13 protein-coding genes and 1 pseudogene are annotated in these 14,942 nt (G+C 57.3%); 6 read left to right on the plus strand and 8 right to left on the minus strand.

Features of this window, described 5'->3' with window-relative positions:
• The first annotated feature begins 262 nt into the window (after window positions 1-262).
• Both AC1DYF_RS17160 and AC1DYF_RS17165 read left to right on the plus strand, forming a co-directional pair.
• Window positions 263-700 carry a BON domain-containing protein gene (locus AC1DYF_RS17160; protein WP_477877957.1) on the plus strand — a complete coding sequence of 146 codons (438 nt, stop codon included), beginning with the start codon at window positions 263-265 and terminating at the stop codon, window positions 698-700.
• A 46-nt stretch (window positions 701-746) separates the two neighbouring features.
• A complete protein-coding gene (locus tag AC1DYF_RS17165) occupies window positions 747-980 on the plus strand; it encodes a DUF6894 family protein (protein WP_477877958.1) in 234 nt (77 codons plus the stop codon).
• A 208-nt stretch (window positions 981-1,188) separates the two neighbouring features.
• Here the strand turns inward: AC1DYF_RS17165 and AC1DYF_RS17170 are convergent, their stop codons facing one another.
• The 3 genes from AC1DYF_RS17170 to AC1DYF_RS17180 form a co-directional block, all read right to left on the minus strand.
• Entirely contained in the window at window positions 1,189-2,484 is a 1,296-nt protein-coding gene (locus AC1DYF_RS17170; protein WP_477877959.1) for a glycoside hydrolase family 130 protein, read from the minus strand.
• On the minus strand, window positions 2,481-4,808 hold the full coding sequence (locus AC1DYF_RS17175; RefSeq protein WP_477877960.1) for a glycosyltransferase family 4 protein: 2,328 nt from the start codon (window positions 4,806-4,808) through the stop codon (window positions 2,481-2,483). The genes AC1DYF_RS17170 and AC1DYF_RS17175 overlap by 4 nt, the downstream gene beginning before the upstream one ends.
• Before the next feature lie 126 nt (window positions 4,809-4,934).
• The gene (locus AC1DYF_RS17180) at window positions 4,935-5,288 is read right to left on the minus strand and encodes a hypothetical protein (RefSeq protein WP_477877961.1); all 354 of its coding nucleotides are present in this window, start codon (window positions 5,286-5,288) and stop codon (window positions 4,935-4,937) included.
• Between the two features lie 561 nt (window positions 5,289-5,849).
• Here AC1DYF_RS17180 and AC1DYF_RS17185 point away from each other — a divergent pair.
• Window positions 5,850-6,143 carry an ElaB/YgaM/YqjD family protein gene (locus AC1DYF_RS17185; RefSeq protein WP_477877962.1) on the plus strand — a complete coding sequence of 98 codons (294 nt, stop codon included), beginning with the start codon at window positions 5,850-5,852 and terminating at the stop codon, window positions 6,141-6,143.
• Window positions 6,144-6,438: 295 nt separating this feature from the next.
• On the opposite strand, the gene AC1DYF_RS17190 is transcribed toward AC1DYF_RS17185, so the two are convergent.
• On the minus strand, window positions 6,439-7,218 hold the full coding sequence (locus AC1DYF_RS17190) for a LuxR C-terminal-related transcriptional regulator (RefSeq protein WP_477877963.1): 780 nt from the start codon (window positions 7,216-7,218) through the stop codon (window positions 6,439-6,441).
• Window positions 7,219-8,548: 1,330 nt separating this feature from the next.
• Between AC1DYF_RS17190 and AC1DYF_RS17195 the strand changes: the two genes are divergently transcribed.
• The 3 genes from AC1DYF_RS17195 to AC1DYF_RS17205 all read left to right on the plus strand — a co-directional run bounded on the left by AC1DYF_RS17195 (window position 8,549) and on the right by AC1DYF_RS17205 (window position 10,896).
• On the plus strand, window positions 8,549-9,670 hold the full coding sequence (locus AC1DYF_RS17195; RefSeq protein ID WP_477877964.1) for an AI-2E family transporter: 1,122 nt from the start codon (window positions 8,549-8,551) through the stop codon (window positions 9,668-9,670).
• A 357-nt stretch (window positions 9,671-10,027) separates the two neighbouring features.
• Window positions 10,028-10,576: a sigma-70 family RNA polymerase sigma factor gene (locus AC1DYF_RS17200; RefSeq protein ID WP_477877965.1), complete on the plus strand. Its 549-nt coding sequence runs from the start codon at window positions 10,028-10,030 to the stop codon at window positions 10,574-10,576.
• Between the two features lie 32 nt (window positions 10,577-10,608).
• Window positions 10,609-10,896: a hypothetical protein gene (locus tag AC1DYF_RS17205; protein ID WP_477877966.1), complete on the plus strand. Its 288-nt coding sequence runs from the start codon at window positions 10,609-10,611 to the stop codon at window positions 10,894-10,896.
• Between the two features lie 699 nt (window positions 10,897-11,595).
• Here the strand turns inward: AC1DYF_RS17205 and AC1DYF_RS17210 are convergent.
• The 4 genes and pseudogenes from AC1DYF_RS17210 to AC1DYF_RS17225 all read right to left on the minus strand — a co-directional run bounded on the left by AC1DYF_RS17210 (window position 11,596) and on the right by AC1DYF_RS17225 (window position 14,830).
• A complete protein-coding gene (locus AC1DYF_RS17210; RefSeq protein ID WP_477877967.1) occupies window positions 11,596-12,309 on the minus strand; it encodes a Crp/Fnr family transcriptional regulator in 714 nt (237 codons plus the stop codon).
• A gap of 303 nt (window positions 12,310-12,612) precedes the next feature.
• Window positions 12,613-12,870 (minus strand): hypothetical protein, encoded by a 258-nt coding sequence (locus tag AC1DYF_RS17215; RefSeq protein ID WP_477877968.1) that lies wholly within the window; start codon window positions 12,868-12,870, stop codon window positions 12,613-12,615.
• Between the two features lie 230 nt (window positions 12,871-13,100).
• Window positions 13,101-13,751, minus strand: a complete 651-nt coding sequence (locus AC1DYF_RS17220) for a glutathione S-transferase family protein (protein ID WP_477877969.1) — start codon at window positions 13,749-13,751, stop codon at window positions 13,101-13,103.
• Window positions 13,752-13,940: 189 nt separating this feature from the next.
• Window positions 13,941-14,830, minus strand: a pseudogene (locus AC1DYF_RS17225) (LysR family transcriptional regulator).
• Between the last annotated feature and the right edge of the window lie 112 nt (window positions 14,831-14,942).

Below are 14,942 nucleotides of genomic sequence, written 5' to 3' on the forward strand. Positions count from 1 at the left end.
CGCCCATCGCGAAGAATGTTCGGCCTCATGTTCCGACACCATTCGAACGGCGCGGGCGCGGACTTCAGGGGAAAATTTGTTCGTCGTCTTGCTTGTCATAGACCCTACTTCTCACGAGTTGGGGTCTCCGGCAAAGCCGGGGCGGTTCATAGCCTTATGGAGACCACATTGGCATGACAAAATCACGCTATCGGTGGTCACTTTTACGGGCGCTACCGGCCGGGGCGATTCAGGTTGCCCAGCCCCAATCAAAGGAGGACTCATGTCTTCCCAGCACTCCCAGAAATGTCGATCAGCCGCATCGTCCAAAATCCTCGATGGCATTCTCGAGGATGCAGGTATGAAGAATTTCCGGAACGAAGCCCAGCAAACGATGAGAATGCAGGCGGCTGCCGTGCTTATCGGGCAGTTCCAGGAATATGGTCCTCACCCGAACGCGCCAGGTGACCGCCTCGAGCCACTTGATTTGGCCGGTTACCCTGCCGCCCCCGAGGCTGGAGATATCGTCTCCGCGGTGGAGAATGCATTCGCCCGTTCGGGCGAGTTGGACAGCAGCTACATATTCGTGTCGGCGTCCGGCCTTGACATCACGTTGGCGGGCTGGGCTTCATCGAAAGCCGAGATCTCTTGCTCTAACGCGATTGCCGCCGGTGTGAAGGGCGTCGAAGCCATTCGCAACGAGCTTTCCACGGCTCTTTAGCCGAGCCAATAGGCCCGGCCGCACCTCACTTACAGGAACCCTGCCCATGCCCAACTACTTTTTCAGTATAACGGATGGTGAGACCGTAACCCACGACATCAGCGGCACGGAGCAGGTCGATCTCGCCGCAGCGCGCCAGTGTGCCGAAGCCGCCGCCAGAAGCATGCTGGCTCAGCAGATCGAAGCGCGCGAAGATCTTAGTCGTGCAAGATTTGAAATCCATGATGCCAAAGGCGCTCTGGTTGACGCTTTTCCCGTGACGGACGCGCTGAAGGCTTGAGGCCGTGAAGAAGGCTCATGAGCAGACCGTCTGCTGGTGAAAAGCGCCGTGGCGGTTGTCGAGCCGGGACTGCTGTTGATGCTGCTGGCTGCATGAAGCCATCAATTTTTCTGCTCAGGATGGAACAGAAGCTTGAGCACGAGCGCCAGGACAATCGGCAGCCCGACCTCGTCGGCGGGGCTTGGCCATCGAGACCCGGCGCGGCTCTCTATACCCCCTCCATGCTGGCCAGAAGCGCCTTGATATCGGTAGTGGCGAAATTGGAAAACGTATCGGATACCGCATAGGGTAGCACGACGAGATCATTGTGACGTATGGCGCCGCAGGTGTAGACGACATTGGGGACATAACCCTCCCGCTCGGTAGGTTCCGGCCGTACCAGCGGCTGCACCGAACGCGCGAGAATCTTTGACGGATCATGCTTGTCGAGCAGGGTTGCGCCGATGGAATAGCGGCGTACGGGTCCGACGCCATGTGTCAAAAGCAGCCAGCCTTCGTCGAGTTCGATCGGCGAGCCGCAATTGCCGATCTGCACGAATTCCCAAGGATATTTCGGCGACATGAGGATGCTCCCGCCATCCCATGTATAGAGATCGTCGGAATAGACGAGATAGAGATTCTCGTTGTCCTGCCGGGCGATCATGGCGAATTTTCCGCCGATCTTGCGGGGAAACAGAGCCATGCCTTTGTTGCGCGCCGCGCTGCCCTTGAGCGGCGTCATGCGGAAGGAAAGGAAATCCGAGGTTTCGAGCAGTTCCGAGCGGATGGCAAGGCCGCTATAGGCGGTATAGGTCGCGTAATATGTCTTTTTCCCCTCATCTTTGAATTCGACGAAGCGCGCATCCTCGATGCCGTTGGATTGGGATGGCGTTATCGGAAAGATAACCCGTTCGCTGATGTCGCTGTCTTGTTCGAATGTCAGGCGGGTGGCATCGTCGTCGGCTAAGGCATCACTGACGGCCGGCAGCGATGCGAGGCGCGCAGGGGTATCGATACGGACAGCGCCGCTCGCGGCGATTTCGCCCGAACGGAAGGTCAGGGACGATATGTGCCCCTCGCCAACCGCCCGCAGGCTGAGGATGAACCGTTGCGCGCCCTCTGAAACGCCTGTCTGGTCTGGATGCATGACGATGCTTGGGTTGAAAAGGGCCGCCGCCTCGAACGAATATTCGTTCATGAAGTAGGCGCCGATCAGTTGTCTTTGCTGCTGGCTGAAGGCGACATGCCCGGAAAACGCCTCTTCCATCGACAGGGCTCGGGCCTCGAAGATGCGTAACAGGTTACGATGCCGCCCCTCGAAATTCTCCAGGACATCGGTAAGCTGGTTCTTTGTTTCACCGGGGTCGAGAGCCAGCACCCGTTCGACGATGTGGTCGGCCCGCGTCTTGTCGGTAGGGTTGAGGTCGCGTGGTTCGGTGGCAGGTTTGAAAGGGCGCACGATCACGCGTGCGGGATCGGGGCGCAGGTAAAGCGCCTGTCGGTTCAGGAATGCCGGATAGGTCAAGAATGCCTCGATGTCGCCTGGACGACGTTGCTTTTGATTGGGGATACCGCGGCGACAGGGATCAGGTTGCCTTGCCATTCATTCTTGCGACTGCGGTAAAGGTGGCGGATCTCGGAGCAGCTGATGAGATAGCAGAGGACGGATTCAGCCCCTCGGTTCTCGTTTGCCCGGTCATTATGCAATCCGTCGCGGCAGCTCCCGGTTTCCGCGTCGACCAGCGAAATTGAAAGGTCGTTGTCACCCGTGAACCAGCCGTATGTCCGAAACGCGGTCTCGCGCCAGTGGTTGTCCCCCGTGACATTCCATGCGGCGAGGCAGGCGGAAATCGTCGCTGTTGCCTCGAGCGGTTGCTGATCGAACGGGCGAGGGGATTTGCCGATATCGAAGAAGCCGTCAGTACCGACCGGCCTGAAATGTCCCCGCGGCGCAGTCTGCTGGGTCATGAGCCATGCCAGCGACCGCAGGCCGGCGTCGACACAATCGGATCTGCCGGTTGCCATGCCCGTTAGGATCAGTGCCTGCGGCAGGCGCGCATTATCGTAAGTAAGGCCTTCCTCGAACCACGGCCTGTCTTTCGTTTCGATCTGGGAGAGCCGTGAAAGCAGCCGGTTTGCAAGCCGGACGCGGAAATCGGCGGCGAAACTGTCCTGCGGTGCGGCTGCGCAATAGGGATCGAGGCCGAGCAGGGTGAAAGCCCATGCGCGGGGTGAGGTGAAGCCCGCGACCGCTGTCAGCGCCTGCGAGAACAGAGCGGCTGCCCAGCGCCGCCGGGCCGCGTCGGTGTCGTTGGATGCACAGGCGCCGAGCGCCCACAACGTCCGTCCGTGACTGTCTTCAGACCCCTGGTCTTCGAGCCATTGCCTGCCGAAACTCATGAAATTGCGGAATCGTCCCGTGTCCGGGTTCCAGGCATGTTGCACGAAGGCGGCGAAACGAGCGGTCATGATATCAGGCATGGGTTTCTCACCGCTCAGGCCCAGGGTGCAGGCCAGCAGAAGGGCGCGGGCGTTGTCATCGACGCAATAACCGTGGGTCCGATCCGGCACGGAATGGACGGCATGCTGCAAAATCCCGGTATCGTCGCACATGGACAGAAAATAGCCCATCTTCACGTCCGGCCTGACGGCGGATGTTTCCCGCAGATTTCCCCTGGGCGCCGATATCCACTGCCTGGATTGGCCGCGCAGGATCGAATTGAAAGTCGCAAGGTATTTTCCCGCAGTCCTCTCCCATGTCATCGACCGGCTGCTTTCATAAGCGCGCTCACGCATGTCCTGGCGCAGCGATGGGTCGCCGAGAACGCGGGCGATCGCCGCGCCGGTGGCGGCCGGGTCGGCGAAGGGAACGAGGATTCCCAATCCGTCGTCGAGCAGTTCACGAGCGTGCCAGTAGGGTGTGGAGACCACCGCTTTGCCGAGGCCGAAACTGTAGGCCAGCGTACCGGAGGTCATCTGCATCTCGTTCAGATAAGGCGTGACGTAGACGTCGCACATCGCAATGAAGACAAGCAGCCGTGCCTGGTCGACGAATTCGTTGAGAAAAATAACCTGGCGATCGACGCCGAGCGCTTTCGCCCTGGCTTGAAGACTCTCGCGGTAGGCTTCTCCTTCATCGCGCATCAGATTGGGATGCGTCGCGCCCAGAACCACATAGACCGCATCGGGGCAGGTCCGCAGGATCGCCGGCATGGCGTCGATCACCACTTCGATGCCCTTGTTGGGAGACAAGAGCCCGAAGGTAAGAATGACCGATTTCCCGCTGAAGCCGAGCTTCGCCTTCGCATCGTCCGGTTGGCTGAAAGCGACATCCGGAATGCCATGGGCGATGACATCGATCTTCGACGCCGGCACCTGGTAAACCGTCTGCAACAATTCGCGTCCCTTTTCCGCCATGACGACGACACGGGAGGAGGCAGTGGCAATCTGCTCCATCACCATGCGCTGCATCGCATCCGGCTTCGACAGAACGGTGTGGAACGTCGTGACGATCGGCATCCGCAAGTGGGATAAAAGTGCCATGACATGGCTGCCGGCCTGGCCGCCGAAGATGCCGAATTCGTGTTGCAGCGACACGATGTCGTACCTGCCCGCATTGAGGTGATCGGCGGCCCGCTCGTAGTCATCGACAATATTGTCGCGGATTTCGAATTTAACCTCGGGCGGCCAGGAATAGATGCGATCGCCATCCCTCATGGCGACGATGCCTGTTTCAATCCTGTCGGGAGACAGGGAAATCGCCCGGCTGAGATCACTCGTGAAGGTGGCGATGCCGCAGCGGCGCGGCAGGGAGTTGCCGATAAAGCCTATGCGCTGAATCATGTTCATAACCGTTTCTCCATATCGGAAATCATGCATCGCTCTCACTTGAGGCGAGAGCGATGCATGATTTCCCTGGCGCTCTTCGCTGGATAAGCGGACGCGCTTTCGCTGTTCAAAAAAATAATGATCGTGTCAGAATGCTTCGCCCGCACACTGCAATTTGCTGACGAAAGTGTCCCTCCGATGCGCGAATCCGGATGCGAACCGCGTGCTGTTTTTTTGAGGGAGAACCCTGACCTTGGTCCGACGAGAATTGGGAATGGAGGAGGGGTCGAGAACGGCCACGCTCCGGATAAGCGCTATGAACAATTCATTTTCTGTAGCAATCCCTTCCTGGAAGCGATCAATCAAAAAGCGAGCGCCGTTCTCCCGTTGTCTGTTGTGCCATGCGGTGGCGACATCGTACATGCCGGCAGTGTCAAGCACGCGGGCGAGCATGTTCAGGTCTTTGGATGTGAGATATTGTCGAATAGGTGCGGAAGACATCGTGTCCTCCTTCGGTTGGGGCTAGGGTTTCAACCCTAAAAAGCAGCGCCCGCTTCAAATGCTGCTAACAACCAACAATGCGCTTACGCGCGGAGATAAGCAAGGAATCATTGTCGTAAACGTGAGTTGCGCTTTCCTTTGGCGTCGGCAGGAAGGGTTTTATCGTGGTCGCCCACAGCGCAACTCTTTGACGTTCCATGTCCTGGCTGGACGTTTATGCGCGAGCGTTTGACGGCCGGTCTCGCATCAACTGGTGGTCGTTGCATCGCCGAACCAGGGGAGGTAGGCGGTCATTGTGCCGCGCTGCCCGGATCCGCAACAAGCCTTGGCACGCCTGGATGACCTGCGACAATAGACATCCCCTTGGATAGGGCCGCCATCACCGCTTAGTCAACCATAGATAGCAGTGGGTCGTCGGAACGCTTGAAGTTCCGGTGCGGCGTTCACTCGTCGAATATCTTCTTGCCGTGACCGAGATCAGGCAAAACATGACCATGCGAGGTCGTGTGGAACAAGCGGTCTCCGCTTCCGTTCAGTTGGAAGATAGCAAGGAGCGCGAAGATGGCAACACAGCAAGAATTGCAGGAACAACTCACAGACCTGAAAGCGGAAATCGTCGACCTGTCGCAGTCGATCGCATCGATTGCCTCGAAAAATGCGAGTGACGCACTCGACTACAGCACACACGGTCTACGCGACGCAGCACATCGCGTCGAAGACCAAGGGCGAGAAATGGTCGCAGTGGTGCGGGACAATCCTGGCACCGCGTCCACCATTGCAATCTCAGCCGGTCTCCTCGGGCTGGCCATTGGATATGTTATTGGCGGAGCTCAGACGTCAACAAGCAGGCGATAAGGTTTTTGGTGGGCGGCAATTGAAACGCACATTGCCGCTATAGAGTTGAAAACCCTGCCCCAATCACCGCCGAATTGTCAAAGCTGGGTCAATGCGAAAGACCTGTAACAGGCCTCGGCGCGGCAATATGATCCTAATCAAATCGGCAGCAGCTTGGCTTCAAAAGACCAAATCAGAGAAAAGCTCCTTGATCGTCAATGAAGTCAATCCTCCTTGCGCGCTCCTATCGTCCGATGCGGAATGGGGAACGTTCGTCGTGAGTGACAGAAAATTCCCCTATCCATTCATGGCGCGCCTAGTTCGTCGGCTGAATATCCATAGGAAAAAGGTCGTTGATCTTATACGCCACTTCCGTGCGGTTGGTGGCTTTGACCTTCCGCATAATGTTGCGGACGTGAACTTTCACGGTACTTTCCCGCATGTTGAGCTCATAGGCAATAATCTTATTGGCCTTTCCGCGGCGAAGAGCATCGACGACTTCGGTCTGCCTCACGGTGAACATGCCCGAAAGCGGGCGGGGCGCCGGGAATGCAGTATTCAGAACATGGCGCATCGAAAGCAGGCTGCTGGCCGGCACGAAGATTCCGCCTGCCATTGCCAGTGCGATCGCCTCGATGCAAACGTCTATGTTCACCGAGGAGGGGATATATCCTTTGGCGCCACATTCGAGCGCTCGCACGATTTCCGCGGGATCATCCGAATCCGCAAGTATGACGATCGGTGCGGCGAATTCCGACGCGAGCGTCTGGATCTCTTCGGCGACCACGCGGTCTGACATTCTGGTGCTGCCGATGTTCAAAAGGATCGCCGCGGGCATCACCTCTTCATCGCGCCTTCGCCATTCCTCCACGGAATCCACCGTCAATACCGCAACATCGGCGCGCGTTGCCGTGATGCATCGCGCAAGGCACTGCCGATCAAGGGCACGATTATCGATGATGACGATCAAAAGCTCACGCGTTCCAGTCGCGGGTGAAATGGACGAACTGCGAACTGTGCTCGAATGATCCAGTCCATTGAGCGGGATAGTCTTCGTCTGAATATTGTTTTCGTCAGTTATCATTGTAGAGTTCATGGCTTTCTCGCTCCGATAACCCAAAAGGTGTTAGATTTGTCGCTCTTGATTATTGAGGTCATTATCTTTTTCACTCGTAACCGCATCATTGCGCCGACGACTCAAGTTCGGAATTAAATAAAATTATCCATTAGTGGTTTATTACATAATCCGAATTGGTGCTGTGGTACAGAGCTATTAATAATAAATTTCTTCATGCGAGATTTTGCGAAAGATAATTCTCCCCGCCTGCGATTGAGCGTACTTTTTGACTTTTTAGGCGCTAAAGATAATCTTCAGGAAATGCATAAAAACTTGATAGCGTACATTATTCAATCCTTTTTTTCGAAGCGCCAATGCGCCCGTCCAATGCGATTTTCAAAAGTCGGCGGTTTAAGGTGAGGTTGATCATTCACGCGGGTGTGCTGATCGTTGCACTATCCGTTGAGCCATCGTGACCCCCAAGAAATGTTCAAGGAGCGTGGCTTTCGAGTGGATCGTCGCACCGTCCACGACCTGTAAAGAAATTGCCCCTCAGCCGGACACGCTGGTGCGCGCCTTTTATGCCGCTTGCCTCACGTTCGCCGATAAGAGAAAATGAGTCTCGTCTGTCGATGCCCGTCGCCTGTCGCTGGCCATCATCGTCATTGGCAAGGGTGGGGTATGATATCGGTTACCCGAGTCGAAAGGGATAAGATGATGGAAAAGCCTAGTTCCAAAGAATTGAAGGTCCTGAACCTTTTTGCCGGCGATGCGATAGTGACCGCTAACTCCCTCTCCAAGGTTGGCTTGAAAACACTTCGCAATATGATGAGCAATGGGTGGATTGAGCGAGTTGACGGATATCGAATAACCGGCCGGGGCAAACGCGTGTTGAACCCAGGGCTCTGTGATTAATTGTCGGCGAGATCCAAGGTCATCAATCGTAACAGCGATCCACTCAAACCCCCGTCCGGCGCTGCCGCAGGCCCAACACTAGGCTCGGTGTCAGGACTGTTTCGATCGCCGGATCTGAACAGCAGGGCTGCAGCTCTATGAGTGGCCCGCGGACCAACGCAAGATATCCTGTTTGCGCATCCATCACGTGGGACGTAGCCCAGGCTCAGGACTATTGCGTGGAACATAAGCGACTGGTCGCAGTTGTCAAAGCGCGTGACAAGGATGTGAGACCCGGGCGTTTATCGCCCCCAGCTACAGTCAATAGTGTGCCTGGAGCCACCATTGCTCGCTGACTTGGCGACTATGATCTGTCACCTCATTCGATTTCGTGGGCGCAAATCTTCCCCTCGACGGTTAATTCCTGCCGATCGTGTCGGCGGCTCTTCGAAGCCCCACTCAAAAGAAAAGTGCCATGTTAGATGAGGACAAAAGAGATTTGACGCCAGACGTTGCTGATTCAAAAGTTGTTTCAGCCACGCAAGCCAAGCCGCTCAACCTGCCTTCCGATCCCATTATCGTTCTGCTCTCGGTTCTGGTTGGGCTCGCCGTCCTCTGCATCGCCTACGTGGCAGCCGAGATCGTATTGCCGATCGTTCTGGCGCTCGTTCTCAAGCTGCTGTTCCAACCGGGCATGCGATTGCTGGAGAAATTGCGTCTTCCGCGAAGCCTTGCGGCATTGGTACTGATCCTTTTCGTCTTCGGCGCCATTGTCGGCATTGGAGCTGCGATCTCCGGCCCTGCGACAGAATGGGCCGCCAAACTGCCGGAGGGGATTCCCAGGCTGCAGGAGCGCCTGAAGTTCCTGGATGAACCCGTCAGAGTTTTGCAGACATTCCTGCATAAGATCGACGGCTTGATGCAACAGGGGTCGGTGCCAGGTGGCGGCTCGGGTGCAACCATTGCTGCTACGCTTTTTGCCGGTACGACACACTTCGCTGCCAGCTTCTTCGAGACGATCATCATCTTGTTTTTTCTGCTCGTATCCGGAAGCACCTTTCTCAGACGCGCCGTCGAAATATTACCCAATTTCAAGGAAAAGCGGCAGATCGTCGAGTTGTCGCAGGATGTCGAGAAAAACATCTCGGCCTACCTGGTTACCATCACCGTGATGAATGCCAGCGTTGGTCTTGCGACGGGCATTGCCATGTGGCTGACCGGACTTGGTGACCCGGTCCTGTGGGGCGTTGCCGCCTTTTTGCTCAACTACGTCCCGATCATGGGACCGCTGCTCGGCGTTGGGATTTTTCTTCTTGCCGGTCTGCTGGTCATCGACACGCTTTGGATGGCGCTTCTGCCGGCGGCGCTTTATTGCGCAATCCACGTTGTCGAGGGTGAGATCATCACGCCTATTCTGCTCGCCCGGCGCTTCACGCTCAATCCAGTGCTCGTGGTCATCGCGTTGATCTTCTGGTTCTGGATGTGGGGCGTACCAGGAGCGATTCTCGCGGTGCCGATGCTGGCAATCACCAAGATCGTTTGTGATGGCGTTCGCCCGCTCGCTGCCATCGGGCATTTTCTAAGTGGTGAGGAGTAATGCAATGCAGCGCCATCATTTTGGCGTTGGTTGAAACCAAGCTGTCGCCAAGAAACGGAGAATGCGATCGTTCCGAGAGTTTTCACAGCTACCTCGGAACCGCCTGAAGGTGATTGAGATTTTTACTTTTACACGAATGCTTTCAATCGATTTTCCGATAGAAATGTCAGAGATTTTTGAAACCGAAATCTCGCCTAAGAAATATTTTTTAGGCTGATTACGAGGGAAATTATGTTGTTTTATTTGGAAAATACCTTGTTTTCCGCATCATCATCGTCGTTGTCCCGCAAATATTTTCCGCGCTGCCTGAACAATACAGGGAATTGTACGTTATCGGACAGTCCAAAGGAGGGTGCGATGATCGATAAACGCGAAGATAATATACTGACGCTTCAACTGCGAGCGGCGTTGGAGCGCGAGTTGTTGAACGTTCGTCCTCTCCTGATGCGCCTGGCGTTACGGCTTTCGCGAAACGGCTGCGACGCGGAGGACCTTGTGCAGACGACGATGCTCAACGCTCTCGGAGCACTCGCGCGGTTCCAACCGGGAACCAGCATGAAGAACTGGACCGGCAGGATCATGAGAAACTCGTTCATTAGCGGCTACCATCGACTTCGCCGGGAGCCGAACGTCGACGATGAGGTCGCCGCGATGAGCGTCCAGGTCGCGCCGTCCCAGGAGTGGGCAGTCCGTTCAAACGAGTTGCGGGCCGCGCTGGACCAACTTCCATCCACCAATCGCGACGCCGTGATCCGGGTCGCGATGGGGCACAGCTACAACGACGTCGCAGCCAGCTTGGGCTGTGAGCTGGGAACGGTGAAAAGCCGCGTCAGCCGCGCGAGACACTCCTTGACAGTGGCCCTGGGCAACGCGTCGAACCACGACGCCTACAGCGCTTGCTTATGAGAAACGGCAGACGATCATCGCAAACCTGCCAAATGAATCTGCCGGGCGATCAGGCCAACTCCCAGGAGACTGCAATGTTGAAATTCACACTCGCTGCCGCGCTGGTCGCGAGCATGTTTGCGATCCCGGCGCTGGCGATGGAAACCACGTGCGACAACGCCTCTATGGGGATGATGAAAACCCAGATGGAAGGCATGAAGGACAAGGCGATGCAGGACAAGGCGATGAAAGAAATGGACATGGCCCGGGTGTCGATGAAGGCCAACAAGGTAAAAGACTGTAAGATGCACATGGCAAAGGCCATGAAGGTCATGAAGTAGCATTCGGTCAGCGGCGAGGTCTCAGAAGGGCCTCGCCATCTTCGGTGTCCAGTTTGCTGGGTGGCGCGAACTTGGTCGTTTTCGCCGTCCGAACGTGAGATCACTCGAATCTGTGCCTATGTCGGGAGGTTTCGTCTGACAGATAAATGCCCGCATGTCCATGGGACATCGAGGTCGCGGCGCTTGACGTATTCCGGGGCGAACTATCTCGACCTTTTGTCTCATTGGAGCACGGGTAGCTTCGCCTGATCCGCGACGCGAGATCGGTCAAAAATCCCCGCCAGGGGGTGCATCGGGTGTGGCGGTAAACCGCCAGAGGAGAGCGGACCCTCACCGTCCTCGTTCGGTCTGCCCTGCACCGGACCACCCGAGCTGCCCCCGCCGACGATAATGGCCGCGATGACCAACGAACATCGACGCGGAAAGGGAGTTTACGCGCCTGAATACTTACGCGCGAGCGATATTACGGTCCGATATCGGACAGAGGATTCGGGTGCTGGCGAGGCCTCAATTCTGCCGATAACCGACTGATGTCCGATACCGGACAAATTTGATAGCGAGATTACTCGGGCTTTGCGATTACCTTTAGCGACACGACGCGAGGCGCGACGGCTTTGCGAGATCGTCCGTCATCACTCCCGTTCAAGGTCTGCCGCAGCCAGCCGCCGGATTGATCGGGACACGCAGCAACCGACCCCGTCAAAAGCCCATGAGGCGCCTGTATTCCGCCTCCGGCGCGCCATACGAATCACCGGCAAATTTGATCAGGCCTGGGCGGTCGAGTACTCTGATGCGGCTGCGTTCGGCCTTGATGAGACCCGTGCCTTCCAGCAAGGGGAGAGCCTCCGTGACGCTCTGGCGGCGTACCGCCAGCATGATCGCCAAAAATTCGTGGGTGAGAATGATGGTGTCGCCGTCCACACGGTCATGGCACATCAAAATCCACCGCGCGAGGCGCTGGTCGACATGCTGGGTAGCGTTGACGAGGGCGGTATACGAGGTTTGCACCGACATTGTCTGCGCATAGCGCGTCAGCAGATTCCGCAATGTGAGGCTCTCGACCATCACAGACGAGAGCAGACCAGCGTTGAGGCGATAACCGCTACCCGCCACCTGCATGAAGATCGAAAAAGGTGCGGACGGTGCATTCAGCACCGAAGCCGTCGACACCATGCCCTCGCGCCCGACGATGCCGATTTCCGCCCGTTGCACGCCACTTTCGAATTCGAGTACGATCGATCCGATTCCGCTCTCGATGAAATAGCAATAATCAGCGATCTGACCCGGAGCTGCCAAAGCAAGCGCACGTGGGAGTTCCACATGTTCCATCTGCGGCGACAGCCGGCCGAAGTCAGCGTCGGACATATTGGCGAGGAGGCGGTTATTGGTTGGAATTCTATCCGGGTAGGCCATCGCTCTTCCTTCATGAGGGCAAGAGCAAATGGGTCTCCTAGCCGTCCACGCCATGGAGTTGTGAACGATAGGACTTGCATACCCGACAATGGTGTCGGGTTTAAGGCCGCGCAAAATCGCTTACAAGGGGAAGGGTGGCTGTTGTCCGATATCGGACACAAGTCGGAGGGCTCTTATCTTCGCCGGACCGCAGGGTTCTGCTGCATGAACAGGTTGAAGATAATTAAAGTCATGGCCTACGTTCGGACCTGCGCGGCATGACCCAGCGGCCTCGCCCCGCCGCATAGAGCGGGGCGACCGAAGTCATGCCCTGCCGGCATTGTCATCTGTCAGCTCGAAAAATCGCATATAAGAAGCCGTCATCGACGCCCAGGCAAGGAACGGCATGAGCATCATTCCGGTAAGAGCCTGTGTCGGCGATAGCGCTGGCTGAGCGTAAGCATTCATCGCGCTATTGTCGATCTGAGGTTCCGCCGATGCTATGTCTCGGGGAGACAGAATTTCTGTTGGCGTGATGATGCCGGTGGGGATGGGTTGTCCGAGGTTGAGTGAATTTTCCATGATCGAGTCCTTTCTTGAACTGCGACGGTGCAACACCACCGGACTTCGAAAGTTCCTACTTTTGTTGCGCTGCAACGGAACTGTTCGCGGGCCATGGGCTGGATCGCGGCGCCCTTTAGGCGACGGCAGGGACATCACTTGAAGACTTCATCATCGGCTCGATCCGTGAGGCGATCGAGGAAGAATTGCGGTGACGGCGGAGCAAGGCGTTCTGTTCGACGGCTCGAATTTCAATCCGCCGACGCGGCGGTGAAAACGGCTTTTTGAGCAGCGAAGGCACGCTTGTAGGCTGGTCGGTCTTCGCCGCGGGCGACATAGGCGGAGAGGTTTGGATAGCCGTCCAGCAGGCCTGAGCTTTTCAATCTGATAAGCACCGAGATCATTTCGAGGTCACCGGCGCTGAAGGCGCCGTCGAGCCAATTGGCATCGTCAAGGCGCGTGGAAAGTTCTGAGAGCCGCGTACGAATGCGTGCCTCGACAAGCGGCAGGCGTTCCTTGTGCCAGCTCCTGTCTCCCTCGGCCAGTATCGCGACTTCGCGATCGACGATCGTCGGCTCCATCGTCGAGACTGCGGCAAACATCCACATGATCGCCCGCGCCCGGGCATCGACATCATCAGGCAGGAGGCCTGCATGGCGCTCAGCGATATGCAACACGATCGCGCCGGACTCGAAGAGCGCGAGATCACCTTCCTCATAAGTCGGGATCTGTCCGAAAGGATGGAGCGCAAGATGCGCGGATTGCTTCATCGCCTTGAACGACAGAAGACGAACCTCGTAAGGCTGCCCCACTTCCTCCAGCGCCCAGCGCACGCGCATATCGCGCGCCAGCCCCTTGCCGCCATCGGGCGACCGTTCAAAGGCGGTAATCGTGATCGTCATCTTTGCTCTCCGTGGCTTGTCCGTCTTGAAGACGCGTGGCGGGACTGGATCCCGACACGGCATGCTCAGGATAGTTTTGGCGGTCCGTGCAAACGGGGCTCAAGGATGTGGCCCTGTGGCTGTTGATGCGTGGTTGCCGGTAAGGTGAAGCATCTTCCGCACAGATTGTCAGTGAACGCCGACAGAAATTCAGCCGACCAGAACCAGCCCGCCATAGCGGCTGACCTCTTTTTCGATCTCCGCAACCAGCGTATCAAGCGCGGGGTTTCGCACCTTTCTGGCGCGGCGCACGACATAGGCGAGTGCTGGCGGCGCCGGCAGGCGATTGGCGATGATCGTCATTTCGGGGCGCAGGTGACGCTCGCTCAACAGCGCCACGCCCAGGCCCGACATGACCGCGGCGACGATGCCCGCCGCGCTGGCGCATTCGAACACCGTCTCGAGCACCAATTCGCCGTCCTGGGCGATGTCCAGTGCCCATCTGCGATAGAAGCACTCGTCGTCGAAGGAGAGGAAGGGTACGGGACCGCTGTCGCGGAGCGGAAAGTCCGCATGCTTCACCCAATGGAGATCTTCACGGAAGAGAACGACATCCGTTGGGCGAACCTCGTGGGCGAACACCTGCACGATGGCCGCATCGAGCTCGCCACGCTCCAGCATGGCCCTGAGAACCAGGCTCATCCGCACTTTCGTGCGGACCGAACATCGGGATGGAGCCGGCGGAAACGGCCGAGGATGCGCGACAGATCGGTCAAGGTCGTGTCTTCGGTCAGCCCAAGCGCGATACGTCCCGCGAGTGGCGTCTTCGTCAGGCTGAGAAGCGCCTCGTCATGCAGGCCGAGAATGCGCCCGGCATAGTCGAGCAGATCTTCGCCGGCGGCGGTGAACATCGCCGCGCCGGCCTTGCGGCTCAGCAGTTCGCAATCGAGGCTGGTTTCCAGCCGTTTGATCTTGTGGCTCACGGCGGATTGCGACAGGCCCAGGGCCTCGGCGGCCCGGGTGACTCCGCCATGGCGCCGTATCGCGTGGAGCGCACGCAAGGCGTCGATTTCCAGACGTCGGCTGTTCAGCTCGGTCATGCCGGCTCGATCCCGTGTGAATGATTTTGGATCGATCATGCCACTGACGAGCGATTTTCGCAAAGGCGTATTCCTCAATCGACATAAAATTCACGCCTCCATCGAAATTTGT

This window comes from Rhizobium sp. P2_G9, assembly GCF_056403475.1.